The sequence below is a fragment of the Blautia coccoides genome, from assembly GCF_034355335.1.
GTDB lineage: Bacteria > Bacillota > Clostridia > Lachnospirales > Lachnospiraceae > Blautia > Blautia producta.
Genome location: NZ_CP136422.1, coordinates 3,739,717 through 3,764,154 on the forward strand (window position 1 = coordinate 3,739,717; position 24,438 = coordinate 3,764,154).

Sequence of the window (24,438 nt, forward strand, 5' to 3'; positions counted from 1 at the left end):
CTACAATATTCTTTTAAATCCCGGTAAACTTTTCAATATGCTGACCGCAATATAAGAAAGCACAATGTTGATAATAACAAATACTGCCCCCCCTACACCAAATAAAACATTGAATGGGTTGCATTTCAAAAGTTTGTAGAATACATTGATAAAAAACATATGTATTAAATATATCCCAAATGATTTATCTCCTATCTTGCACAAAATTCTGTCCCATTTATTTTTAATTTTCATCGAATTAAAGACAGAAAACAACGCAAACGATTGTATCACTACAAAAACTGAGTCATAACCAAACAAAGAACCTAATTGCAGTTTCAAAAGCACCCCTAGAACAGACGCGATAACTAATAATGAAGAAGACATCACTAGTAAGCAGATATCAACTTTAATAATTTTTTTAAGCATCCCACGATTCCAGGCTGCTCCCATAAGAAACCAAAACGGATAAATTGTATTAATATGACAATAAAATCCCAATTCTACTCCGAAAATTTTTGTCACACGAAGTACTGACTCAAATACAAACAAAACAAACAGAATATATTTAAGTTTTGTATCTGAAGCATAATCAGCAATTAGTCTATACATCGGAAGTAGAATATATAATCCAAGAAGGCAATAAATATACCACATATGCGCCCACGTATTTCCCGTAAGCACATCTAAGAATGCTTCTGGTATCTGAGTCAGGGATATTGTTTTTTTCTCAAAAACCAATTCCATCCAGGAAAAAGCCAAACCAAAACTAAATAGAACAATAATCATACGCAAAATATATTTACCATATAATTTTTTCATGGTTATATCCTTTTTACCATCCAATAATAATGATCCCGTCATCATTAAAAAGCAAGGAACAGCCCACCACATCAAATTTACAACTATATGATAGATCAAGATACTTAAAGTTGTCGCACTATTCCCAAACTGTATCAACGCAGAATACATTGTATGGATAGTTATAACTGCAATGATGGAAAAGGCCCTTATATATTCAAATTGTCGATTTGTTTTTTTGGCTTGTATATAATTCATCACACTTTCCCCTTCAAAAACGCTTCTGCATACCGATCACATATATACTGCCAGCTGTATGTATCCTTGATTCTTTTCTTAGCCATTCTGCCATACTCAACTCTCTCGTCAAAACTCATCTTATCAACACTGTTTATAAGCTTTGCCAGATTTCCATGTTCTTTTGTCCAATAAAATGCGGCCTCTTCAGCAACTTCCCGATTAAAACCGACATCCAAAAGCAGATTTAGTTCTGTACTGCCGAGCGCCTCAAGCAGAGAAGGATTTGTTCCACCAACCTCATGACCATGGAAATAACCCCAAGCGTTTTCTCGAATCTTCATCAGAAGTTCCTGATTGTACACGGTACCAACAAACTTGATTCGCTTATCATTTTTGTAATGTAGCTTAACTTCCAGTTCATCTAAGAACTTATCATTCACATTTGTGATAATTGCAAAATCTTTATTGCTGTCGCAATTCATATATTCTCTAATCATTATTTCGTAGTTATTTTCTGGCACGAAACGTCCAACCACGAGAAAATATTCAAAAGGCTTCAAGTTTTTGCTCTGATACCAGCTAATCAACTTCTCATCGTCATCTGCCAGCCTACTAACTCTTGTCTCTGCACCATAGGCAATAAAGGTGGTTTTAGGGTTACAGCCTTTTATCCCTTTGCCATCATAGCACTCATGGATATACTTCTCGATATTGATACTGTCACAGATTTTCAAGTCTGACCACTTAACCATCATCTGCTCAGAGAACTTCCAATATATCCGAATCGGTGCGCTCCACTTGGCTCTCATCCACTCATGACCATCCGGATTCAGGTAGACTTTGCCACCCAGTTTGTGGATTTCTTTATAAAACTTTTTCATGAATGGACCAATGCGGCACGCCATTATATATACTATGGGATGCAGAATATGGTTTTCTTTGATGTACTTGCAACACTCTTCTAGAGACTTTACATCATAATAAATAGCTTGAGCTGGCCCAAGTTTCTCTGGAATCAGAATCTTAAAGCAGCGAGCATTGTGATAGATAAACTCAATAGTCTCACCATCTTTTTCAATTATATCATTCACACCATCGATTTTTGTCTCATCCATGTAACCGTCACCGTTTGCTTTACATGCTACATGATACTTTATTCTCTTATCATACTGATGATATTCTGTTAGCTTATTTATAAATGTTTCATATCCACCATAGGCACCAAGTGACTTGGCACCCACGAGGAAAACATGTTGTTCATTATGTTGCATAACGATTACTCCAAACATATAATTTTATGTTATTTATTACTTATCTATTATATTCCTCTCACTACATCGACCCCTCCCCTCTAAAAACAACCACAACAGTCCTCCACAACAATTTCAAATCCAACCCCAAACTCCAACTAGTTATATACTCCGTATCCAACTCCACAACCCTCTCAAAATCTGTAATCTCACTTCTCCCACTAACCTGCCACATCCCGGTAATACCCGGTTTAATGGCCAGTCTCTTCCTATGATGTGCCTCATACTTCTCCCATTCATCCACTGTCGGCGGTCTTGTCCCAACAAGACTCATATCCCCTTTCAACACATTCCAGAACTGAGGAAACTCATCCAGTGAAGTCTTCCGAATAAAATTCCCAATCCCTTTAATGATCCTGGGATCATTATCCATCTTAAACATCAGACCATCCTGAATCTTATTCTTTTCCATCAGCTCTTTTTTCCGCGCCTCAGCATCCATATACATGGAACGGAATTTATAAATCTTGAACTTCTTACCATTCTTTCCAACTCGAATCTGTGAGAAGAATACAGGCCCCGGTGATTTTATCTTAATAATAGGTGCAATAAATAAAGTCAGTATTCCGGTCATCAAAACACCAACAAAACCTCCAACAATATCCATTGTTCTTTTCAAAAACATATCTCTCGGTGAAGCCATCTTAATACTGCTTGAGAGCACAGTATAACCAGCCATTTTCTCCACAATCTGGTTATTGCCCAGAACTTCCAGCTTAGCCAGCTTCATATGTATCGTTACGCCCATACTTGCGCAGCTTTTGATCATTTCATTAGAAATAACTGTCTTTTCTGATGGATTAAAAAACACCTCATCCACCCAGTTCTTCTGGATATAAGAAACCATGTTGTCCTTATCCGCTACAACAGGTACACCCAGAATCTTCTTACCTGTCATATCCACATCAATAATGGCAATCCCATCCAGATATAAGTTCTCAAAATTATTTCTCAGAATTGTCTTCACAACTTCAGATGCCACATCCGCAGATGTCACTAGCAGCAGGGAACGCTTACCTTCCTGCTTATCTACTCTTCTCTTAATATTTTCTTTCCATGCCAGTCTTGTTACATAGGACAACACAACATAAATGCCCCACATACTGATAAAAATAACACGGGAATATGTAGAAGACTGTTGTATAAAAAACAGATATACCAGCATGGTGGCAATAATATAAGTCACGTGTTTAAATACAGCTACGAACTCTTTGAAATAACCTCTCCTCAAAATGCCACTATAGCTCTCATTAAAAAACACAACGACAAAAAAGATAAAGAACAGGATGATCTCTACATCACGATAATTGTCATCGGATAATCGGAACATTTTCCCGTTTCTAAAGACATAGCTCAGCAGAAATGAAACTTCCATACAGATTAAATCCAGTACGATGAAATCCAAATGCTTTAACCAACTACTTCCATTTTTCTGATACATAACTGACTCCCAAATCCCTCAATGATTTTGCTGTAACCTAACAGCATTTGGCAGAATCGTCTTATACAATTATCCGATAATCTTGTACATTTAACCCAGCCGTATAGGAAAAGCTGACCACCCCACCCTGTAACCTAGGGCTGTTTTCACACGGAGCGCCAGCCAATAATCACTTATTTTTTCCTTTGTTCCTGTACATTCTATCGCGTTTGACATATTATGTCAAGCAACGGGATGCATCTTTTGCTGTACATCTATTTTCGGACCACTGTAAAATACTCTCTGCAGGTTCCTCTTTTTCTTCAAAAAACATAAAAACCATCTTGTCTCTTTATGGTTTCCGGCCATCTAAAATGTAATCCATAAACATTCACCCTCCGTTCGTCAAATTAAGGAAACTGAGCTTTCCGCTATCTTTCTTTTGAATACAAGGGAATTCATTCCCCATAATCAACTTATGAGGCACATTCCTGCATTCTCTTCACAAACGATACAGTCCTTTATAAATGTTTATTTTTCGATAATCCATTTGCATAAAAAACAGCGCTTTCAGCATCATAATATATAAAACAGTTAGAAGTGCCTGTCAAAAAATTACATTTTATTGCAACTTTGATTTTATCTTTTTACAGCGGTAATGAAAACGAACCTTGAGCACATTTTTTATCTCCTTGCAGTTCATTTTTAACCATTTAATTTCTGGTATCGTAGTCAAAGGGATATTTTTCCACTAAAAAAATATACGGAGGATAAAAAATGGGAACACTAGATAAACTTAGTATAGGAAAAAGGATTCAGCAGCAACGGGAACTGATGGGATATACCCGGGAAGAACTGGCTGAAATGGCGGATATCACGCCTCGGTTCTGTTATGATTTAGAATTAGGGCAAAAAGGCATGTCCCTGGACACCTTGTGCAAGCTTAAATCTGCTCTGCATATAAACACGGATTATCTGCTGTTCGGTGAACAGAAATCATTTAATGATTCCGATTCTGTCAAAACATTGATTGAAACCTGTCCATCGGATAAATTAACCTATTTGATCGACATTATCACTTCATATTTAAAAGCAGTAAACTAAATACCATATTCCTTAAACAGACACAGATAAAGAACTTCTCCTCTCACTGGTTCCAGAAAACTTATTGTAAATATAAATCTGTCAGATTATCCTTCTAATATTCCTATTACTGAATAAACATCCCGTATTTGCAATATAATATATATTAGAACAACTTATTCACAAATATTATGATAAGAAGGGCTGGGTTTATCCTATGATTGTTTTTATCGCTATATCATTCCTGGTCGGCTCCATGTTTGGAATTCTGTTAATGTGTCTGGTTCAAATCAACCGGCTGCACGGAGACCCGGAACCTGGAAGCAGCTTTCCGGATGACTGTTCCGACTCCAATACGTGATACAAATGAAAACAGCAGACAAGCTTCTTTCTGTTTTCCTAAATACACGGCTCCATAAAAAATCACTGAAAGCAAAGTTAAAATACTATGCTTCCAGTGATTTCACCGATTTAAAACCACTCAACTTCCCGTCTCGCCGTAAAATTAGACTCCAGATATTTCTGAACATCCCCACAGTCATAACTTCTGGCCTTTGAGGGGCAGATTTTTGCGCATCTCATACAGTTGATACACAAGCTCTCATCCACTGTGTACGTTTCTTTGTCAATAGCCGCAGCGGGACATTTCTGAACGCAGGCCTGACATCCATTACACTTTTCGGAATCCCAGAACTTTGCCACAGGCTTCATTTGCTTTGGTTCCGGCTCTGCTACTCCCGGAAGCTCTATGGGTCCATGAAACTTCTCTTCCAGACGTTTCTTCACTGTCACCGCAAACTTACGGATTTCCTGTATGTCCAATTCATCCGGGCGCCCATTTCCCAATTTTTCAGAATATATATGCGGAATAACCGGTGCAATTGCCCCGATACAGTAAAACCCTCTGTCCTCAAGGATCTTCTGCATCTGAGCCAGAGTATTGTCATAATGCCGGTTTCCGTACGCTGACATGAGAATACAGGGCGTATTCTCTCCATGCAGATTTACAAATAACGCTTCTCTCATTCTGGGCAGTTGTCCGCCGTAAACAGGGGCCGCGGCAAGCAGCAGATCCTTCTCTGTAAAACTCTGTTTTTGTTTTCTCAATTTTCTCCTGGTCAGATCCAAATACTGCGGATTCTGTGACAACATGCCCGCCAGAATTTCTGCTGCACGTTTTGTCCCTTCTGTGGGACTGAAATAAGCCACTGTCAAAGTTTTGTTTTTCTCCATAAGATCCGGTCTCCTCTCCTTTGTACGCCTCAGAGACTGTTCCCATCTCCAGGCTTCAATTTTATTATGGTCACCGGTCAGAAGAACCCTCGGCACGCTCTTATTGTGCCAGGTCTCAGGCCGCGTAAAATGAGGATATTCCAGCAGGTTATCCTGCATGGATTCAAATTGGGCGGATTCCTCATTGCTCAAAACACCCGGTACAAAACGTGAGATGGCATCTATCATGACCATAGATGCCAGTTCTCCGCCTGTGAGCACATAATCTCCAATGGAGACATAATCCGTCACGATTTCTTCTAAAACCCGCTCATCTATCCCTTCATAATGTCCGCAGAGAAAAATAAGCTCCTCCTCCTGGGCAAAATCCTCCACCATAGTCTGGTTAAATACCTTCCCCTGGGGAGTCAGATAAATACACCGGGGCTTTCTGCTCTTGCCCGCTGCCAGGGATTTTTCAGCAACGGAACAATAAGCCCTGTAGACAGGCTCCGCCTGCATAACCATGCCGGCTCCTCCGCCATATGGATAGTCATCAACTCTGTTATGTTTATTATCGGAAAAATCCCGGATATTGACAGTTTCCAGCGAAATATGTTTTTCTTTCATGGCTCGGCCGATTATGCTGGTATCCAGCCCCTGCCGTACCATATCCGGAAATAGGGTCAACACATGAAAATTCATAGTATTCTCCGTTCCGCTGCCGATTGACAGCACAAATAGTAACCAATATATCAACGCAGATATTCTCAACCTGCTGTTCTGCCCGCCGCATAATCAATGGGCAGTCTAATCCAGAAGCCCGTCCATCAGATGTATTTCCATCCGGTTCTCCTCAACATCAATATCCAATACACATTCATGGATCGCAGGGATTAGCACTTCTTTCCCTTCCTCTGTCTCCACAATGTAAACGTCATTGGCTCCGGTCTCCATCACATCTTTCAGGACACCAAACTTCTCTCCGCTTTCCAGATATACGTCAAGTCCGATGAGGTCCGCAATATAATACTCATCCTCTTCCAAAGGAATGGCCTGGTCTCTGGTCACATAGAGGCTTCTGCCCTTATATTTTTCTATATCGTTGATGTTGTCAATTCCTTTGAATTTCAGTATGGCATACTGTTTGAAATATTTGACATTCTCAATCTCCAGTTTCATATAATCCCTGCCTGTATCCAGCAGTACACTGTCCAGGTCTTCAAATCTATGCACATCATCAGTGGTGGGAAACACCTTTACCTCGCCGCGGATTCCGTGGGTGGTGGTGATCACACCTGCCTGTAACAAATCTTCCATAATCGAATTCCTTCCTATTATAAATACATCACGCTATCAGAATAAAGGGTACTGACAGCCAGAATTTCGCACCGGGCACGGCCAGTTACAGCCGTATTCCTCTGTAATGAAAAAAGGGGGCTGGTGCAGTAAATTTACCGCGACAGCTCCCGCTTACACAAGACGGATATCATCCGCCGTATTCCTCGCCTGTACCGAAAATATGCCTAGAGTGTGTTGACAAACACACTCTAGGAAGGCAGTCGGTACAGTTATTGTAAAATATCTACGACTACTTTTTTGTCGCTTTTGGAAGATGCAGCTTTCACTACGGTACGGATTGCCTTGGCAATTCTTCCCTGACGTCCGATGACTTTGCCCATGTCTGCCGGAGCCACTTTCAGCTCTACCAGAACGGCATTGTCCTCTTCTGTTTCCGTTACCGCAACTTCATCCGGATAATCTACAAGAGACTTTGCAATTACTTCTACTAATTCTTTCATTACAAGCTACCTCCCGGAATCCTATTTTTCGATACCAGCTGCTTTAAAGATTTTAGAAACAACTTCTGTAGGCTGTGCACCATTAGCAAGCCATTTTTTTGCTGCCTCCTCGTCTACTTTGTAAACGCTGGGATCCTGGTTCGGATCGTATGTTCCAATCTCTTCGATGAATTTACCATCTCTCGGGGATCTGGAATCTGCAACGATGATTCTATAGAAAGGAGCCTTTTTCTGTCCCATTCTTCTTAATCTGATTTTTACTGCCATCTCATTCACCTCCTGGTTTATTTTCTTCTATATGTTAAAAGGGAAGTTTGAATTTTCCTCTTTTACCACCTTTTCCGCCCATAAGTCCCGGCATCTGTTTCATCATTTTCTTGGCCTGTTCAAACTGTTTGACCAGACGGTTGACTTCCGCCATATCCACTCCTGCACCTTTTGCGATTCTCGCTTTTCTGGATGGGTTCAGGATTTCCGGATGAGAGCGTTCTCTTGGTGTCATGGACAGGATCATGGCTTCTTTTCTCGCCATATCTTTTTCATCCACCATGCTGTCTATATCTTTTATCTGACTGCCCATACCCGGTATCATGTTCAAGACACTGGATAAACCGCCCATATTCTTCATCTGGTTCATACTCTCCAGATAGTCGTCAAAACCGAAGGAATTCTTACGGAACTTCTGCTCCATCTCCTTGGCTTTCTCTTCATCCAGATTAGCCTGGGCTTTCTCGATCAGACTCATAACATCGCCCATTCCCAGAATACGGGATGCCATACGGTCCGGATAGAACTGTTCCAGATCCGAAAGCTTTTCACCCATACCCACAAAGAGAATAGGTTTGCCTGTGATCGCCCTGATGGATAATGCCGCACCGCCTCTGGCGTCGCCGTCCAGTTTGGTGAGGATTACACCGTCAATGCCTACTTTATCTCCAAAGGTCTCTGCCACATTTACCGCGTCCTGACCTGTCATGGCATCTACTACCAAAACGGTCTGGTCCACTTCAATGGTTTCCTTAATGTCTGCAAGCTCCTTCATCATGTCTTCATCTATATGAAGACGGCCTGCGGTATCCAGGATCAAAACATTGAATTTTTCTTTTTTTGCATGCTCATACGCCGCTTTCGCAATATCCACAGGTCTCTGCTTATCGCCCATGGAGAAAACCTCCACGCCCTGTTTTTCCCCGTTCACCTGTAACTGGGTGATAGCTGCCGGACGGTATATATCACATGCTGCGAGGAGAGGTTTGCGTCCTTTTGACTTCAGCTTGCCGGCCAGCTTTGCTGTTGTGGTAGTCTTACCTGCACCCTGGAGACCGGCCATCATGATAACCGTTATCTCACTTCCCGGCTTTAACGCCAGTTCTGCAGTTTCGCTGCCCATCAGATTGACCAGCTCTTCGTTTACAATCTTGATCACCATCTGGCCCGGATTCAGTCCTGACATGACATCAGCACCTACTGCCCGCTCCTGAACGGATTTCATAAATTGTTTTACCACCTTGAAGCTTACATCAGCTTCAAGAAGTGCCATTTTTACTTCTTTCAGCGCTGCTTTTACATCGGCTTCGGTCAGACGGCCTTTTTTTCTCAAGTTTTTAAATACATTCTGAAGTTTATCTGTTAAGCTCTCAAATGCCATCTGCTATAACTCCTCTAATATTTCCTGGGAAATGTGTTCCACTTCTGTGACCAGTTCCTGTTTACTCATGGCTTCACAGTGTCCGGTCAATTCCCGGATGCGGTGGATCTTTTCTTTAATGCTCACAAACTTCTCCACCAGATGCAGTTTGTCCTCGTAATCCTGCAGGATTTTGCTGCAGCGTTTCACATTGTCGTGAACACCCTGCCGGCTGATTCCCAAAACTTCGGCCACCTCACTCAAAGAATAGTCATTGAGCACTACATCCTCATATATTCTGCGCTGATGCTCTGTTAAAAGCTCACCGTAGAAATCGTATAATAAAGTCTGTTCTACAATTTTTTCCACTCATCATCACCTTGTGTATCATACAACATCTTTTTATCGGTGTCAAGTATTTTTTCTTGACAGAATCAAAAATTTTTTATCTGTCATATATTTGCAAAAGCGGCGCTTTTCTTACCACAGTGTAAGCTGTGTAAACTCCTTCTCGCAGTTTACCTCTTCTAAAAATGAAGACAGCTGCTCACGGTCCGAAATTTTTTCCGCCAGATCATTTTTTAAAAGGAATTCATTCCCTGTTCTATGTCTTAACAATTCATGGTAATAACACGCAAGTCTTTTCGACTGGCTTCTGGCAAAGTCAATGGTATGCATGGTGCCGCTTTTCAAATCTGCCTCCACCATAATCACTGCATTACTGATTCCACTCTGTATGCGGTCCCTCTCTACATATGTGTACTTTTTAGGCTGACTGCTGATCGGATATTCACTTACCAGACATCCTCCGCTCTGCAGGATTCTTTCTGCCAGTTTTTTATTTGTCTTTGGAACCACCTCATCAAGACCACAGGGAAGGACAGCCACACAGCATCCTCCTGCGTCCAGGCATCCCACAAATGCTTCCCTGTCACATCCAAGAGCTAAACCGTTTACAAGGTTAAATCCCCGGTTTCCGATTATCTTTCCTGCTTCCCTGGCCAATTCTGTACCAGCCGCCGAGATATCTCTTGTCCCAATTACAGCTATACTTTTTCTTCTGTTAAGAACCTCTATATTTCCTTTATAATATAAGACCGGCGGCGGGCTTTTTATTTTTTTCAGATTGACGGGATATTTATCATCGGCAGTTGTACAATATTCGATTCCTAATTTACGGCTCTGGGATGACAATATTTCAGCAGCTTCCACCTTTTGTCTATCTTTTTCAGAAAAGTTCTGATACATATAATACCTCCTATATTGCTTTTATCTATTATAAATTTGCATCATGCAGAAAACAGGCATTAGCAGCGACGGACTGCTTTCTGCCTGTTTCTGTCCATTTTCTATCTTTGAATGGTTATTTTCCGCTTTTTCTCTCTTCCAGTTCCTCCCGGATCTTGTCCATCTTCTTCTGACTCAGATCATAAAACATAAGAAGCACTGCCCCCAAGATCAGAAGTCCTGCAGGAAGCCCCATGGAAATGACACGGATTCCGTGGACGACCTGCTGCGTCGGCTCTGTGTTCGCCACATATCCAACCATGGACAACCCAAAACCGGCAATGGCGGTGCTGAACACTGCTGCTATCTTGATGGAGAGCTGGAACATGGAAAAGTACAAACCTCTGGCATTTTTTCCGGTCTTCCACTCTCCGTAATCCACAGTATCGGCATACATAGATGTGTTCACCACATTTCCCCAGGAATAACCGATATATCCGATAGAGATAAGGGCAATGATAGCCGTGACGCTGCTGCTGAATAAAACAGCCAAGATCATCCCCGCCGCAAGTATCAGATTACCTGTTATGTAGGCGTTCCGTTTGGATAAATATCTGGTCACGAGGGGTACACTGGTGGCCCCCACAAAAGCCAGAATATTGACGATCCCGAAAAACGGGGCCGCACCGTTGATATCATGCACCACATATTTGAAAAAATAGGGAAACATAGCATACATGACCAACATGCTGAGAATACGGGCCACATCTGTCAAAAACAGCAGCATCAGATTCTTGTTCTTAAAAACAAGTCCCAGCATTTCTCCCACTTTCAGGCTGTCTTTTGCCCCTGTATTCCCCGGTATACTCTGGATATCCTTTCCCTTGGAAGCCCAGGCTAAGTTTCCGTACAAAAGCACACACATGAGTCCGGCCGCAAGCGAGGCCAGGAAAAATCCCCGGGCATTCATCTCTTTTTCACCGCCCAATATGGTGATCATCGGAATCAACAGAAAACCGGCCAGACATTTTCCAAGGGCATTTCCCTGACCCCGGAAGGTAGAGAGCTGAACCCTTTCCTTCTGGTCATTGGTAAGCGATGAATTCATGGAGGTATATCCTGTATAGGCTATATTAGTGGAAATACAGAATACCGCATAGACAATACAGGCCAGAACCGCCTTTGCCGGCATGGATATGCTGTTATTCAAAAACATAAGCGCATTGGTAATAAAAATAAGAGGTGCACCGATCATCAGCCAGGACCTGTATTTCCCCCATTTCATATGACTCTTTTCAATTACTGCGCCGATGACCGGCGGACTGCAGCTGTCAATGATCCTTCCCACCATCATCAGAGTACCCGCCGCCGCTGCCGTAATGCCTGCCACATCTGTATAAAACATGAGCAGATAAGTATTCGACATGGTAACCATAAAGATAAATCCTAAATCCGCTAGACCATAGGATACTTTCAGGTATCCTCCCAGTTTTTCTTTTCGCTCTCCCACTTTATCCTCCTTCTCCCAACCGTTGAAAGTTACACGGCTGCTGTTCGTTTGTAGTTGTCCTATACAGCCTTATCCTGCGCATGGCAAAGCACACCGCCAAACGCAAAAGGAACAGCGGCTCTGCCTGTTTTTCCTCCTTTCAATTTTGAATAAATTAAATTTTATATAATATTCATTATATCAGGTTTCCATTGTCATGTCCACGTAATCTGTGATATTATGTAAAAAATGGATGCAGAAAAGTAACAGTTACGCAGAAAAATAAGGGGGGATTACATGCAGTATGCCAACGGAATTTTGACAAAGGAATTGATTTATCAGACTGCACGCCGTCTGATGTACGAAAACGGATATAAAAAAACCACGTACCAGATGATTGCCCAAAAAGCAGATGTCCCGGTGGGCCTGGTGAATTATCATTTTAAAAAGCAGGAACTTCTGAACAAAATATATATGGATTATCTCTATCAGATCAAGGACTTTCTTGCAGTACAGGCCCAGGGGCTTCTTGAAAATGAGCTTCAGGCCCACATGCTCCAGTCCAATATTATGATGACACAGATTTTCCGCGATTCCCGTATACTTTCCTTTCACCTGGAAGTCAACGAGAGCAATCTGGTCCCCCCTGAATTCCATCAGGTGGTCAGGAAAAAGCAGGTGGAAATATTGAAATATTTTCATGTGGATATTACACCCGAATCCTACTATTGGTGCGCAGCCGCAGAGTACGGTGCCAGACGTGAATTAATACTGCAGAACAAAGATGTGGATATAAACAGCAGTGATTTCCAAAGGCTGCTGGACCTGCTTCCCACCATCGCTGTCCGGATTGCGGGATTAAGCCCTGCAATCATTTTGCAGAATCAAAAAAAAGCCAATGACGTGTTTACACGACTTGACTATACCCATATTCTTATGCTTCCCTGACAAAGATTTTCCTGAAAAGTGAGTAAAGGCTTTCCTAAAAAGTGGAAATATCCTATTACATAGATAAACGTTTGCCGGAAGTACAACGAGGGTACTGTGCAGCCTAATAGCTTCACAGTGCCCTCGTTTTTGAGATATTTTATATTTTCTTTTCCATTGCCTATATGATATACCATTTTTCTCCTGCCTGCAAGCAAAAACGTATAATATTTTCCATTTCCTGTCTCCGGCGCTGCTTTTCACAGTATACTGAAAGTGTAGTTTTTGAACAGTAACCCTCCTGCCGCATTTCATCCATGCTTTAGCTGAAGAAACATGCATTATTTTTCCGTTCCTGCCTCCGGCAGTGTTTCATCCATGCTTCCGCTCCGGAAACCTTCCATATCCAAAGTAATATAAGAAAATCCTGTCTGTTTCAGACGCTCTGTTATCTCCTGCCTTTTTTCTATAAAAGAGGAAAAGTCAGATACTGGAATCTCAATTCTTGCAATGTTTTCATGAAGACGCAGTCTTACCACCGGAAATCCGGCCTGTTTTAAATATGTTTCTCCGGCCTCGATCTTTCTGAGAATATCTGTCTGTAAGTCTGCTCCATAGGGAAGACGTGTGGCAAGGCAGGGCGCTGCCGGGCGGTTCGCCACAGAGATTCCCAGCTTTTCTGCCAGGCTTCTCACCTCCTGTTTTGTAAGGCCGGCTTCGGCAAGAGGACTTTTCACCCCCATCTCCCGCACAGCCCTAAGCCCCGGACGATATACATGCAGGTCATCCTCATTGGTTCCCTCCAGAACCTCACCCGCACAAATCTCCCCGGCAAAATCCATGAGCTTTTCAAACAGCAGCTTCTTGCACCGATAGCACCTGTCCACCGGATTATGCCTGATGCCTGAATCCTCCAGTTCATTGATAAATATTACTTTGTGTATGGCTCCCATCTCCTTTGCCACCCTTTTTGCGATCTCCAGGTCGCAGGATGGATGCAGTACCGTATCAAAAGTTACGGCATATATCTTAATATCTTCTTTTGCACATTCCACAGCCAGTTTCAAAAGGAGACTGCTGTCCGTACCGCCGGAAAAAGCAATACAGGCATCCCGGCTGGTGTATTGTTTCATAATGGAAAACAATTTTTCTTCTTTCTCTGTAAAGTCACGCTTCATCATCAGCACCCCATTTTCTTTTTATCCGCCGACTCCGCAGCCTCTCTGCAAATCCCCGAAAAGCTGTGATTTGTCTCCTTACAGACAGCCCTCACATCTTCATACTCAGGATAGTAAAATTCCTGTCCGTGGTGGCTGCATTTTTTAACTCTGACTTCATGCCCTCCCGGAAGAGTAACTGTGATCATTTCTCTTGGAAGGATACTGCGCTCCTCCCTGTACTTCCTGAGTCCGATACTGGTAGTCTCCCGGAAAATAACTGTCTCCATTTTCTCTTCATCCTCTGGTCTGCAGATAACCTGAAGCATGTAGGCAGGACGGTTTTTTTTCATATATACAGGTATACAGGAGGTGTCAAGGGCGCCTGCCTCAAGCAGGCATTCCATGGCATACCCCAACTGCTCACCGGAGCAGTCGTCCACATTTGTCTCCAGCACAGAAACTGTATTTTGTCCGTTCGGTCCGCTTTTCCCTGTCACCTGAACGGGCTTTTTATCATCTGCATCATCCTTCTGCTTTTCTGCGGGTTCTGTTTCCTTCTTCTTATTCCAGGCCGCATCTGCATCTGTGTTCAGGATCATGGCACGCAGAATATTGGCATGTGGGAAATCCTTCTTTCCTGCGCCCACACCCACCTTTTCAATGACAAAGCCATCGGGAAGCTTTCCTTTTTCAGAGAGTGCCGCCACGATCCCCGCACCTGTTGGGGTGATCATTTCCCCTTCCACTGGAGCGAACTTGACCGGAACCCTATGCTCTGCCATCATCTCCAACACTGCAGGCGCCGGTACGGGAATTCTGCCGTGCTGACACCAGGTAGTCCCTTTTCCTTCCCAGAGTTCAGAGGTTATGATGCTGTCAAATCCCAGCTTATCCATACAGATAGCCGCTGCCGTGATATCTACAATAGAATCCACAGCCCCCACCTCATGAAAATGCACCTGGTCCACAGGCATTCCGTGGACCTTGGCCTCCGCTTCCGCAATGACACGGAAAATTTTCAGGCTCATATCCTTCACATTAGAATTCAATTCCGACTGGCTGATAAGTTCACAAATCTCCCTGTAGCTGTTGTGGGAATGACTGTGACTGTGCCCGTGCTCATGACCATGCTCCTGCTCCTTCACATCGGCAGGAGCAGAGCCGCTGTTGTGGGAATGATGGTGATGATGATGGTGATGCGCATGGGCCTCGTCATGGCTGTGCGTTTCTCCATCTTCTGCTAGCAGCACATCAAAATCTGCCGCTGTAATCTGATTTTTCTTTGTCCGGGAAATTCTGATCTCATATCCGTCCAGATGCAGCTTTTCAAGTTCCTGTTTTAAATAGGACTCTTCCACTCCCAAATCAGTAAGGGCGGCGACTGTCATATCCCCGCTGATTCCTGAATAACATTCCAAATATAATTTTCTGCTCATATTTCTTCTCCTGTCTTTGTGTATTTTAGGAAACCGATCCCATGTATTTCAAAATCCGGTTTATTTATCTTTTTTAACCAATTTACTTATCTTTTCTTTAAAAACAAATTTACTCATCTTCAAAAAACCGGTATTCTTTTATACTACAACTCAGTCTATCACAAGCTGCATCACAACTGCAATTCTCTGTTCCTCAAACGTATGACATGTTTTTTGTTTTTCACACTGATACTTATTCTATCACATTTTTAGTGGACTGAAAACGTCAGAAATTGACATTTGTGCCGGATACTGTTCAAATATTGCGGTTTTTTATAATTTGTCTTGTATCTTATAATGTTAAATGCTAAAATTATTTCCAGAATACATAGATTGGAGGAGAAACAAATGACAGCATCTAAAGTATACTACTCAGACCTTCGTGTAAAAAATGGTGACAACCTGCTGACAAAGCTTCAGCGTTTGATTAAAACAGCCGGCATCGGTGAAATTGATTTTGAGGACAAATACGCTGCGATCAAAATGCATTTCGGAGAGCCTGGAAACCTGGCTTTCCTTCGCCCGAACTATGCAAAGGCTGTTGCAGACGTGGTAAAAGAACTGGGAGGAAAGCCATTCCTCACAGACTGCAACACTTTATATGTGGGCGGCAGAAAAAACGCACTTGACCATCTGGACAGCGCTAATCTGAACGGATTTAACCCCATTTCAACTGGCTGCCAGGTCCTGATCGCAGACGGCCTGAAGGGAACGGATGAATCTCTGGTACCAGTAGAGGGCGGCCAGTATGTAAAAGAAGCAAAAATCGGCCGTGCCGTAATGGATGCAGATGTATTTATTTCACTGACCCATTTTAAGGGTCATGAAGCCACCGGATTCGGCGGTACCCTGAAAAACATTGGTATGGGCTGCGGTTCTCGTGCAGGCAAAATGGAAATGCACAGTGCCGGAAAGCCACATGTGGACCAGGATCTCTGTATCGGATGCAAGCAGTGTGCAAAAGTCTGCGCACATGATGCTCCGCAGTTTGAGAACAAAAAAGCTTATATTGACCACAACAAATGTGTAGGCTGCGGCAGATGTATCGGTGTCTGTCCCAAGGATGCCGTACAGCCGGCTTCCGATGAGTCCAATGACATCTTAAACTGCAAGATCGCAGAGTACACAAAAGCCGTTGTGGATGGCCGTCCAAGCTTCCACATCAGTCTTGTGATCGATGTATCCCCATACTGTGACTGCCACGCGGAAAACGATGCGGCGATCGTGCCAAATATCGGTATGTTTGCGTCCTTTGACCCGGTAGCCCTGGATCTTGCCTGCGCTGACGCAGTCAACGCACAGCCGGAGATCAAGAACAGTGTTCTGGGAGAGTTATCTGAGGAAGGTCATCACCATGACCATTTCCACACCATTTTCCCTGAGACCAACTGGGAGTCATCCATTGAACACGCAGTGAAGATTGGACTCGGACAGAAAGAATATGAATTGATCACTGTAAAATAAGAGTTCTGCTTTCATATCTGCGTGACCGCAAAGAATAAAAATAAAAAAGACGATTGCTGTCCGGTTTCATTTCCGGCAGTTCTCGTCTTTTTTTGCTTTTAAAGATTATTCAGTCTGCATCCTGCACTTCGGTGATTCCGAACAATGCCGCATCCAGCCTGCCCAGTTCATCCTCTTCAATGGCCAGTCTGCCGTTCTGTTCCTTCACACATATCTCCATGGACTCCGCTTCCCCGTACTCCATAGTCTCCAGCGTGTTGTCAAGAACCTCTGTCATCACATCCCCCAGATACAGCGTTTCTCCGTCTGACGGTATACTCTCCGTCTCCAGAGCGGAATCGTATTCCATACCTATGGTTTCCTCCACATTCAAAGGATGATAAGTGACATTTACCAGGTAGCTGCTTTTTTCTGTCTTCTTTTTCTGCGTCTCACCCACCTGATAATCAGCCTTTTTCAGTATCTTCCTGCATGCATCTGCAAAACCTGTGTATTTCTCATCAGAGGAAAAATTCAGTTCTCTTGCCCTGGAGGCACTTTTCTCCAAAAGCTCTGCTGAATCCTCCTCCGCCTCCGAGAGGGAAATACCCGTCAGTTCGCAATACTTTTCTGCGCTTTTCTGGTACCGGTAGTCGAGACATGCCTGGACGTACACACCCACATCCTCTGTATTTTTACATCCACTCAGGAGCAGAGCCAATGCCAATAGCAAACTAGCGGGAGCAATTTTATTTATGTACCCCTTCATAGTAATTAAAGGTTTGCTGTGATCTGTTTTGGACGGTATCCTTCATCCTCCAAAGCTTTGATGATCTGGTTCTTGTGGTCCGTACCAAATGCCTCGATCGTAATTTTAAGTTCCACAGCGGCGGAACGGTTGGCACTGATAAACTGGTTGTGGTCCAGTTTAACCACATTGCCCTGCTGCTGTGCAATGACAGTAGCCACGCGCACCAGTTCACCCGGCTTGTCAGGCAGAAGAACAGAAACTGTAAAGATCCTGTCACGGGCGATCAGTCCAAGCTGAACGACTGAGGCCATGGTGATCACATCCATATTACCGCCGCTTAAAATAGACACCACTTTTTTACCTGTAAATTTCAGATGCTTCAGGGCAGCTACTGTTAGAAGACCGGAGTTCTCCACGATCATTTTGTGATTCTCAACCATATCCAAAAATGCCACGATCAGTTCTGAATCCTCCACTGTGATGATCTCATCCACATTCTTCTGGATATACGGAAAGATATGGTCGCCGGGGCGTTTTACCGCTGTGCCGTCCGCAATGGTGTTGACACCGTCCAGTGTCACCACTTCTCCCTCTTTTAAGGACATCTGCATACAGTTAGCCCCTGCAGGCTCTACGCCGATAACCTTGATATTGGGGTTTAACAGTTTTACAAGGGTGGAAACCCCTGTGGCCAGACCGCCGCCGCCGATAGGTACCAAAATATAGTCAACCAGAGGCAGTTCCTTGATGATCTCCATAGCGATGGTTCCCTGTCCGGTTGCCACTGCCGGGTCATCAAAGGGATGGATGAACGTATATCCGTGCTCCTCTGCCATCTTGTAGGCATACTCACAGGCCTCATCGTAAACGTTTCCGTAGAGGACTACCTCCGCACCGTAGCTCTTGGTGCGCTCCACTTTGATCAGCGGAGTGGTGGTTGGCATGACAATGACAGCTTTTGCACCGAAAGCTTTTGCGGCGTAGGCAACTCCCTGGGCATGATTGCCTGCGGAGGCGGTGATCAGGCCCTTGGCCCTCTCCTCCTCAGACAGTGTACTGATCTTATAGTAGGCGCCGCGGAGCTTGTAAGCTCCTGTCACCTGCATATTTTCCGGTTTCAGGTAAACTTTGTTGCCGGTCTGCGCGCTGAAATAATCGCTGTAGACCAGCTTGGTGTCCTGCGTCACTTTTTTTACTGTTTCAGACGCTTCTTCAAATTTCTCCAGAGTCAGCATAATTTTTCTCCTTTATTCCTTGATGTCGAAAAGCGCGTTTACGAATTCATCGGAATTAAATTTCTGTAAATCGTCAATGCTCTCTCCTACTCCTATATATTTCACCGGAATGTCAAGCTCAGATTCGATTGCAACTGCAATTCCGCCTTTTGCCGTTCCGTCCAGTTTCGTTAAAATAATACCTGTCACATTGGCCACCTCATTAAACTGTCTGGCCTGTAAAAGCGCATTCTGCCCTGTGGTGCCGTCCAGAACAACCAGGGTCTCCAGATAAGCTTCCGGATATTCCCGCTCAATGATGCGGTAAATCTTTCTCAGCTCCTCCATAAGGTTCTTCTTATTGTGAAGGCGTCCTGCTGTGTCACACAGAAGCACATCCGCGTCCCTTGCTTTTGCCGCCGCAATGGCGTCATAGACCACGCTTGCAGGGTCAGCACCTGACTGTCCTCCGATAAGCTCCACACCGGCCCGGTTTGCCCACTGGGTGAGCTGCTCCCCCGCTGCCGCGCGGAAGGTATCTGCCGCCGCTAAAATGACCTTTTTCCCCTGGTCCTTCAGCTTGCCTGCCAGCTTGCCCACAGATGTGGTCTTGCCCACCCCATTGACGCCGATAACAAGGATCACAGACTTGCGGTGTTCAAACTCATAGGCAGTCTCCCCCACAGCCATCTGGGATTTGATGCTGTCCATGAGAAGCTGCTTGCACTCCTGCGGGTCCTTGATCTTCTTCTCAGCCACCTGGGCTTTTAAGTCCTCCACAATACGGGTGGTTGCGTTGATCCCCAAATCCCCCATAACAAGGATTTCTTCTATCTCTTCATAAAAATCATCATCAATACTGGAATATCCGCTGAAAATAGAATCTATACCGGATACAATATTCGCCCTGGTCTTGGAAAGTCCCGCCACCAGGCGCTGAAAAAAGCCTTTTTTTTCTTTCTCCTCTGCCATATGCCCTCCTATTTGTCCAAATCATTTTCTATCAGATTGACGGAAACAAGTGTGGACACACCTTTTTCCTGCATAGTGATACCGTACAGACGGTCAGCAGCCGTCATGGTACCTCTTCTATGTGTAATAATAATAAATTGTGTATTTTTTGTCAACTTGTGGAGATATTTTGCGTAACGGGTAACATTGGAATCGTCCAGGGCCGCCTCGATCTCATCCAGCAGACAGAAGGGGGACGGCTTCAGATTCTGGATGGCGAACAGCAGGGCAATGGCCGTCAGCGCTTTCTCACCGCCGGAGAGCTGCATCATGTTCTGCAGCTTCTTCCCCGGAGGCTGGGATATGATGCGGATGCCTGCCTCCAGAATATCCGCATCCTCATCCAGCTCCAGCGTACCCTTTCCTCCGCCGAACAGCTCTTTGAACGCCTTGTCAAACTCAACACGTATCTGTGAAAATTTCTCCTCGAACTGGTTCCGCATTCCCGTATCCAGTTCATCTATGATCCCCAGAAGTGTCTGCTCCGCCTGCACCAGATCCCCGTGCTGGGTGCTCAGGAAGGTGTGGCGCTCAGACAGCTCCTTGTACTCCTCAATGGCATTCACATTCACATTGCCCAACTTTTTGATCTCATCTCTCACAACTCCCAGAGCCTTTTTGATCTCTGAGCGTTCCAGAAGTTCCCCCGGAGCCTGGCCAAGTGCCTGGCCATAGGTCATCTCGTATTCTTCCCACATATAGTTGACCTGATTCTCCTGGTTTTCCTCCAGTTTTTCCTTTTGGCTTGTCAGGCGGTAACACTCTTTGTCCAGAAGATTCATTCTGGCCGACAGCTCGTCGCGCTTGTCAAAGAAAGATTTGTGGGAACGGTTCATCTCATCTCTGCGCTGGAGGTATTCCTGCATTTTTGCCTCGTCCTCCATGGCCTCCTTCTCTGCCTCTGCAATGGTCTGCCGTATCTCTTCAATGTCCCTGACCTTTTTCTCCATATCAGCCCTGCCGTTTTCCAGGCTGCCCTGCAGAGATTCCATCTGGGACTGTAGATCATCCGTCTCCTCTTTCAGCCTTGACAGGTTTTCCTCCAAAAATCCCCGCTTTGACGTGAGGTTTGCAGTCTCAAGATGTGCCTGTTCCAGACTTTTGGAGCGCTCTGACTCCAGCTTTTTCTTCTCATCCAGGATTTCCTGATTCCCGGTGATGGCATCCTCCAGAGCCTTTTCCTGGGCAGCGCTCGTCTCCAGCTCCAGACGGATGGAATCACTGTTCTCTGAGATCTCCGCCACCTGCTTCTCCAGCTCCGCATTCTCCCTTTTCAGGCTTTCATAGCTGTCTGCAATCTCCTGCTTTTTGGCAGACATGGACTGCAGATTCATGCGCACGGTGTTGTCACGCAGATACTGTTCCTGCAGAAGCTCTCCCAGGCGTGCCACCTCGTCCCGGAAATAATTTCTCTTTTCCCGGTAACCATCCAGCTCTGCCTGCTTTTCCTCTAAATCTTTTTTCAGCATCTCCACGCTGTTCTGCAGCTCATCGATCTCTCTTCGGCGCCCCAGAAGATTGCTGTTATTCTTGAACGCACCACCGGTCAGGGATCCGCCCGGGTTCAGGGACTCACCCTCTATAGTCACCATCCGAATGGTATACTGGTACTTTCTGGCAATGGCGATCCCGTGGTCAATGTGATCCACCACCAGAGTTCTGCCCAGCAGATAATTGGTCAGTCCCTCATATTCCTTGTCCACAGTCACCAGTTCACTTGCCACCCCAATGACCCCAGGCTCTTTTAAAGCCGCGGCATTGGCAAAGGGCTTTTTATTTTTCATACTGGTAAGAGGCAGGAAGGTGGCGCGGCCGTACTTATTGCGTTTCAGGAAGGTGATCAGTTCCTTGGCGGTTCCCTCATTGTCTGTAACTATGTTCTGAATACTGCCTCCCAGAGCCGTCTCAATGGCTGTCTCATAATTCTTCTGGACTTTGATCAGATCCGCCACAACACCCCGGATGCCCGGAACATGTTTCTTCTGCTCCATAACACGGCGGATACTGTTGCCGTAACCGTCGTAGCGCTCTGTGATGTTCTGCAGGGATTCCAGACGGGATGCCTCTCTGTGATAGGCTGTCTGTCCAATGTCCAGCTCCCTGCCGGCCTTGGAGATCTGTGCCTGGCAGCGTTTGATCTCATCCTCACTGTTATTACTCTGTCTGGTGAGCTTTTCTATGTTCTCCTCTATCTCCTGCTGTTCCGTCTCATAGCGCTCTTTGGCATCCTTTTGCTGGCTTGCCTCGCTCTTCAGGCGCAGGAGCTTTTGGTTTAACTCTGTCTTTCTAAGGGAAATCTGCTCCATCATGGCGTCATAACGCTGCATCTTTCCTTTGGTAGAGGCACGCATATTGAGGATTTCTATGATCTCATTCTTGTCCTCCTCAATTTTTTCCTCCAACTTATGTATTTCTATGGCCAGATCCCGGAATTCTTTTTTTGCCGTTTCCTGTGCTGCCTCCGCTTGGGCAAGACCCGCATCCAGTTCCTTTTTTTCCCTGGTATATTTCTCCGCATCCTCCCGGCGTCTGGCGATTTCCCCTTCCAGGTGCTTTACCCGTTCCCGGTACTGCTCACCGCTTTGTCTGGCTGAGAGGATCTGCTCGTTCAGGACATTGATCTGACCTTCCAACTGCTGCTTGAGAAGAGCTTTTTGGGTTGACTCCTCCCGAAACTGCTGTATCTTCTCCTCCAGGTCTTCCAGCTCTTTTTCCAACTGTTCATACTCTGTCTTGGTGGTTTCAAAGCTTTTTGTGGTCTCCACCAGGTCATTTTGGGCAATTGTATACTTGCCGTCCACCTCACGAAGCTGCCCTTTGATCCGCTCCATCTCGGAGAGGAACATCTGGGTATCCAGACTTTTTAATTCCTCTCTTTTCTTCAGATACACCCTTGCAGTCTCAGACTGGCGTTCCAGCGGCGCTAACTGTCTTGTAAGCTCCGATAAAATGTCGCTGACACGGGTCAGGTTCTGCTGTTCCTCCTCCAGCTTTTTCAGGGCAGAGGCTTTTCTCCGCTTGAACTTCACGATCCCGGCTGCCTCGTCGAAAAGCTCTCTTCTCTCCTCCGGCTTGCCGCTTAGGATCTTGTCGATCTGGCCCTGTCCGATGATGGAATACCCCTCTTTTCCAATACCGGTGTCATAGAACAGCTCATTGACATCCTTTAACCGGCAGGAGGTACCATTCATAAGGTATTCACTCTCCCCGGAACGGTACAGCCTTCTGGCTATGGTGACTTCCTCATAGTCAATAGGGAGCTGGTGGTCGCTGTTGTCAAGGGTAATGGCAACATAGGCAAATCCCAGAGGTTTTCTCGTCTCCGTACCGGAGAAGATAACATCCTGCATATTGCCTCCTCGGAGCTGTTTCGCGCTCTGCTCACCCAGTACCCAGCGGACCGCGTCGCCTACGTTGCTCTTACCGCTGCCGTTTGGCCCTACAATGCCGGTGATGCCGTTATGAAATTCAAATGTTATCTTATTGGCAAAGGATTTAAATCCCTGCACTTCAATGCTCTTTAGATACATAAATCACCTTTGTCATTTTTCAGTTTTTTAATGGCGCAGTAAGCTGCCTGCTGTTCAGCCGCCTTCTTTGTGTGGCCGCAGCCTTCTCCCAGCACCTTTTCTCCCAGAAGTGCCTGCATGTAAAAGGATTTGTTGTGGTCAGGCCCCTCTTCCTTGAGAAGCACATAACGCACATCCTCCTCATACCTGCCCTGTACGATCTCCTGAAGTGTAGTCTTGCTATCATAAAAGAGCTGTTTATTCTCAATATCATTCAGGATAAATTTCTGAACGAACTCTTTTGCATTAGCAAAACCGCCATCCAGGTAAACAGCACCGATCAGCGCTTCCATGGCGTCAGACACAATGGAATCTCTCCTGCGGCCTCCTGTGGCCTCCTCGCCTTTACCCAGAAGTAGATATTCCCCAAGTGACAATTCTCTGGCGCAGAGGGCCAGTGTAGGCTCACAGACAATGCTGGCGCGCTTCTTTGTCAGCTCACCCTCAGGCATCTGGGAATATTTTTCAAACAAAAATTCACTGGATGTCAGTTCCAGCACTGCATCCCCTAAAAACTCCAGTCGTTCATTATTGCCCACATAGGAGATCCTGTGCTCGTTTGCATAAGAGCTGTGGGTCATGGCATTTATGAGCAGATCAAAATTCTGGAATTTATATCCTGTTTTTGCCTCCAGTTCAATGAGTTTTTTCAAGTTTTTCATAGCTTTCCTTTCCGGGATCTGTCCCGCACTTCTAAT

General features: G+C 44.8%; 21 protein-coding genes and 1 pseudogene. 3 read left to right on the forward strand and 19 right to left on the reverse strand.

The features are described from left to right. The 3 genes from BLCOC_RS16815 to BLCOC_RS16825 all read right to left on the reverse strand — a co-directional run bounded on the left by BLCOC_RS16815 (position 1) and on the right by BLCOC_RS16825 (position 3,771). On the reverse strand, positions 1–1,038 hold the full coding sequence (locus tag BLCOC_RS16815; RefSeq protein ID WP_115622834.1) for an acyltransferase: 1,038 nt from the start codon (positions 1,036–1,038) through the stop codon (positions 1–3). Next, positions 1,038–2,291, reverse strand: coding sequence for a beta 1-4 rhamnosyltransferase Cps2T (gene cps2T, locus BLCOC_RS16820; protein WP_115622835.1), 1,254 nt, complete (start codon positions 2,289–2,291; stop codon positions 1,038–1,040). Before cps2T ends, BLCOC_RS16815 begins: the two co-directional genes overlap by 1 nt. A 61-nt stretch (positions 2,292–2,352) precedes the next feature. Then, entirely contained in the window at positions 2,353–3,771 is a 1,419-nt protein-coding gene (locus tag BLCOC_RS16825) for a sugar transferase (RefSeq protein WP_029468672.1), read from the reverse strand. Positions 3,772–4,527: 756 nt separating this feature from the next. Between BLCOC_RS16825 and BLCOC_RS16830 the strand changes: the two genes are divergently transcribed. Further along, positions 4,528–4,854 (forward strand): helix-turn-helix domain-containing protein, encoded by a 327-nt coding sequence (locus tag BLCOC_RS16830; protein ID WP_029468671.1) that lies wholly within the window; start codon positions 4,528–4,530, stop codon positions 4,852–4,854. Positions 4,855–5,304: 450 nt separating this feature from the next. Here BLCOC_RS16830 and BLCOC_RS27800 read toward each other — a convergent pair whose 3' ends face one another. The 9 genes and pseudogenes from BLCOC_RS27800 to BLCOC_RS16870 form a co-directional block, all read right to left on the reverse strand. Next, positions 5,305–6,066 carry a 4Fe-4S binding protein gene (locus tag BLCOC_RS27800; RefSeq protein ID WP_369871140.1) on the reverse strand — a complete coding sequence of 254 codons (762 nt, stop codon included), beginning with the start codon at positions 6,064–6,066 and terminating at the stop codon, positions 5,305–5,307. Further along, positions 6,058–6,750 (reverse strand): annotated as a pseudogene (trmD, locus tag BLCOC_RS27805) (tRNA (guanosine(37)-N1)-methyltransferase TrmD); the annotation flags it as partial. The gene BLCOC_RS27800 and the pseudogene trmD, both read right to left, overlap by 9 nt. Before the next feature lie 105 nt (positions 6,751–6,855). Continuing rightward, the gene (gene rimM, locus BLCOC_RS16840; protein WP_029468669.1) at positions 6,856–7,365 is read right to left on the reverse strand and encodes a ribosome maturation factor RimM; all 510 of its coding nucleotides are present in this window, start codon (positions 7,363–7,365) and stop codon (positions 6,856–6,858) included. A 251-nt stretch (positions 7,366–7,616) separates the two neighbouring features. Beyond that, on the reverse strand, positions 7,617–7,847 hold the full coding sequence (locus BLCOC_RS16845) for a KH domain-containing protein (protein ID WP_018597481.1): 231 nt from the start codon (positions 7,845–7,847) through the stop codon (positions 7,617–7,619). A gap of 21 nt (positions 7,848–7,868) precedes the next feature. Further along, positions 7,869–8,114, reverse strand: a complete 246-nt coding sequence (gene rpsP, locus BLCOC_RS16850) for a 30S ribosomal protein S16 (protein WP_018597480.1) — start codon at positions 8,112–8,114, stop codon at positions 7,869–7,871. 34 nt (positions 8,115–8,148) lie between these two features. Continuing rightward, a complete protein-coding gene (ffh, locus tag BLCOC_RS16855; RefSeq protein ID WP_115622837.1) occupies positions 8,149–9,495 on the reverse strand; it encodes a signal recognition particle protein in 1,347 nt (448 codons plus the stop codon). A gap of 3 nt (positions 9,496–9,498) precedes the next feature. After that, positions 9,499–9,843 carry a YlxM family DNA-binding protein gene (ylxM, locus tag BLCOC_RS16860; protein ID WP_018597478.1) on the reverse strand — a complete coding sequence of 115 codons (345 nt, stop codon included), beginning with the start codon at positions 9,841–9,843 and terminating at the stop codon, positions 9,499–9,501. Positions 9,844–9,954: 111 nt separating this feature from the next. After that, the gene (locus tag BLCOC_RS16865) at positions 9,955–10,722 is read right to left on the reverse strand and encodes a DNA-processing protein DprA (RefSeq protein WP_115622838.1); all 768 of its coding nucleotides are present in this window, start codon (positions 10,720–10,722) and stop codon (positions 9,955–9,957) included. Between the two features lie 115 nt (positions 10,723–10,837). Beyond that, entirely contained in the window at positions 10,838–12,211 is a 1,374-nt protein-coding gene (locus BLCOC_RS16870) for an MFS transporter (RefSeq protein ID WP_029468666.1), read from the reverse strand. Between the two features lie 276 nt (positions 12,212–12,487). Between BLCOC_RS16870 and BLCOC_RS16875 the strand changes: the two genes are divergently transcribed. Next, the gene (locus BLCOC_RS16875) at positions 12,488–13,138 is read left to right on the forward strand and encodes a TetR/AcrR family transcriptional regulator (protein WP_115622839.1); all 651 of its coding nucleotides are present in this window, start codon (positions 12,488–12,490) and stop codon (positions 13,136–13,138) included. 320 nt (positions 13,139–13,458) lie between these two features. On the opposite strand, the gene larE is transcribed toward BLCOC_RS16875, so the two are convergent. Both larE and larC read right to left on the reverse strand, forming a co-directional pair. Continuing rightward, positions 13,459–14,295, reverse strand: coding sequence for an ATP-dependent sacrificial sulfur transferase LarE (gene larE / locus BLCOC_RS16880; RefSeq protein WP_115622840.1), 837 nt, complete (start codon positions 14,293–14,295; stop codon positions 13,459–13,461). Positions 14,296–14,297: 2 nt separating this feature from the next. Next, entirely contained in the window at positions 14,298–15,713 is a 1,416-nt protein-coding gene (gene larC, locus BLCOC_RS16885; protein WP_115622841.1) for a nickel pincer cofactor biosynthesis protein LarC, read from the reverse strand. Positions 15,714–16,100: 387 nt separating this feature from the next. On the opposite strand from larC, the gene BLCOC_RS16890 reads away from it, so the two are divergent. Next, entirely contained in the window at positions 16,101–17,216 is a 1,116-nt protein-coding gene (locus BLCOC_RS16890) for a DUF362 domain-containing protein (RefSeq protein ID WP_029468664.1), read from the forward strand. A 109-nt stretch (positions 17,217–17,325) separates the two neighbouring features. Here BLCOC_RS16890 and BLCOC_RS16895 read toward each other — a convergent pair whose 3' ends face one another. Genes BLCOC_RS16895 through rnc form a run of 5 tightly spaced genes read right to left on the reverse strand, consistent with a single transcriptional unit; the run spans position 17,326 to position 24,402 of the window. Beyond that, a complete protein-coding gene (locus tag BLCOC_RS16895; RefSeq protein ID WP_131918374.1) occupies positions 17,326–17,964 on the reverse strand; it encodes a hypothetical protein in 639 nt (212 codons plus the stop codon). Between the two features lie 5 nt (positions 17,965–17,969). Further along, entirely contained in the window at positions 17,970–19,181 is a 1,212-nt protein-coding gene (gene ilvA, locus BLCOC_RS16900) for a threonine ammonia-lyase (RefSeq protein ID WP_018597467.1), read from the reverse strand. A 12-nt stretch (positions 19,182–19,193) separates the two neighbouring features. Continuing rightward, entirely contained in the window at positions 19,194–20,132 is a 939-nt protein-coding gene (gene ftsY / locus BLCOC_RS16905) for a signal recognition particle-docking protein FtsY (RefSeq protein ID WP_018597466.1), read from the reverse strand. An 8-nt stretch (positions 20,133–20,140) separates the two neighbouring features. Next, positions 20,141–23,701, reverse strand: a complete 3,561-nt coding sequence (smc, locus tag BLCOC_RS16910; protein WP_115622843.1) for a chromosome segregation protein SMC — start codon at positions 23,699–23,701, stop codon at positions 20,141–20,143. After that, positions 23,692–24,402 carry a ribonuclease III gene (rnc, locus tag BLCOC_RS16915; RefSeq protein ID WP_115622844.1) on the reverse strand — a complete coding sequence of 237 codons (711 nt, stop codon included), beginning with the start codon at positions 24,400–24,402 and terminating at the stop codon, positions 23,692–23,694. Before rnc ends, smc begins: the two co-directional genes overlap by 10 nt. Positions 24,403–24,438 lie beyond the last annotated feature (36 nt).

What these genes read in the sequence shown, in the direction of transcription:
- BLCOC_RS16815 (WP_115622834.1), bottom strand. Translation starts at nt 1,038, where the DNA reads ATGAATTATATACAAGCCAAAAAAACAAATCGACAATTTGAATATATA.
- cps2T (WP_115622835.1), bottom strand. Translation starts at nt 2,291, where the DNA reads ATGCAACATAATGAACAACATGTTTTCCTCGTGGGTGCCAAGTCACTT.
- BLCOC_RS16825 (WP_029468672.1), bottom strand. Translation starts at nt 3,771, where the DNA reads ATGTATCAGAAAAATGGAAGTAGTTGGTTAAAGCATTTGGATTTCATC.
- BLCOC_RS16830 (WP_029468671.1), top strand. Translation starts at nt 4,528, where the DNA reads ATGGGAACACTAGATAAACTTAGTATAGGAAAAAGGATTCAGCAGCAA.
- BLCOC_RS27800 (WP_369871140.1), bottom strand. Translation starts at nt 6,066, where the DNA reads ATGGAGAAAAACAAAACTTTGACAGTGGCTTATTTCAGTCCCACAGAA.
- rimM (WP_029468669.1), bottom strand. Translation starts at nt 7,365, where the DNA reads ATGGAAGATTTGTTACAGGCAGGTGTGATCACCACCACCCACGGAATC.
- BLCOC_RS16845 (WP_018597481.1), bottom strand. Translation starts at nt 7,847, where the DNA reads ATGAAAGAATTAGTAGAAGTAATTGCAAAGTCTCTTGTAGATTATCCG.
- rpsP (WP_018597480.1), bottom strand. Translation starts at nt 8,114, where the DNA reads ATGGCAGTAAAAATCAGATTAAGAAGAATGGGACAGAAAAAGGCTCCT.
- ffh (WP_115622837.1), bottom strand. Translation starts at nt 9,495, where the DNA reads ATGGCATTTGAGAGCTTAACAGATAAACTTCAGAATGTATTTAAAAAC.
- BLCOC_RS16865 (WP_115622838.1), bottom strand. Translation starts at nt 10,722, where the DNA reads ATGTATCAGAACTTTTCTGAAAAAGATAGACAAAAGGTGGAAGCTGCT.
- BLCOC_RS16875 (WP_115622839.1), top strand. Translation starts at nt 12,488, where the DNA reads ATGCAGTATGCCAACGGAATTTTGACAAAGGAATTGATTTATCAGACT.
- larE (WP_115622840.1), bottom strand. Translation starts at nt 14,295, where the DNA reads ATGAAGCGTGACTTTACAGAGAAAGAAGAAAAATTGTTTTCCATTATG.
- larC (WP_115622841.1), bottom strand. Translation starts at nt 15,713, where the DNA reads ATGAGCAGAAAATTATATTTGGAATGTTATTCAGGAATCAGCGGGGAT.
- BLCOC_RS16890 (WP_029468664.1), top strand. Translation starts at nt 16,101, where the DNA reads ATGACAGCATCTAAAGTATACTACTCAGACCTTCGTGTAAAAAATGGT.
- BLCOC_RS16895 (WP_131918374.1), bottom strand. Translation starts at nt 17,964, where the DNA reads ATGAAGGGGTACATAAATAAAATTGCTCCCGCTAGTTTGCTATTGGCA.
- ilvA (WP_018597467.1), bottom strand. Translation starts at nt 19,181, where the DNA reads ATGCTGACTCTGGAGAAATTTGAAGAAGCGTCTGAAACAGTAAAAAAA.
- ftsY (WP_018597466.1), bottom strand. Translation starts at nt 20,132, where the DNA reads ATGGCAGAGGAGAAAGAAAAAAAAGGCTTTTTTCAGCGCCTGGTGGCG.
- smc (WP_115622843.1), bottom strand. Translation starts at nt 23,701, where the DNA reads ATGTATCTAAAGAGCATTGAAGTGCAGGGATTTAAATCCTTTGCCAAT.
- rnc (WP_115622844.1), bottom strand. Translation starts at nt 24,402, where the DNA reads ATGAAAAACTTGAAAAAACTCATTGAACTGGAGGCAAAAACAGGATAT.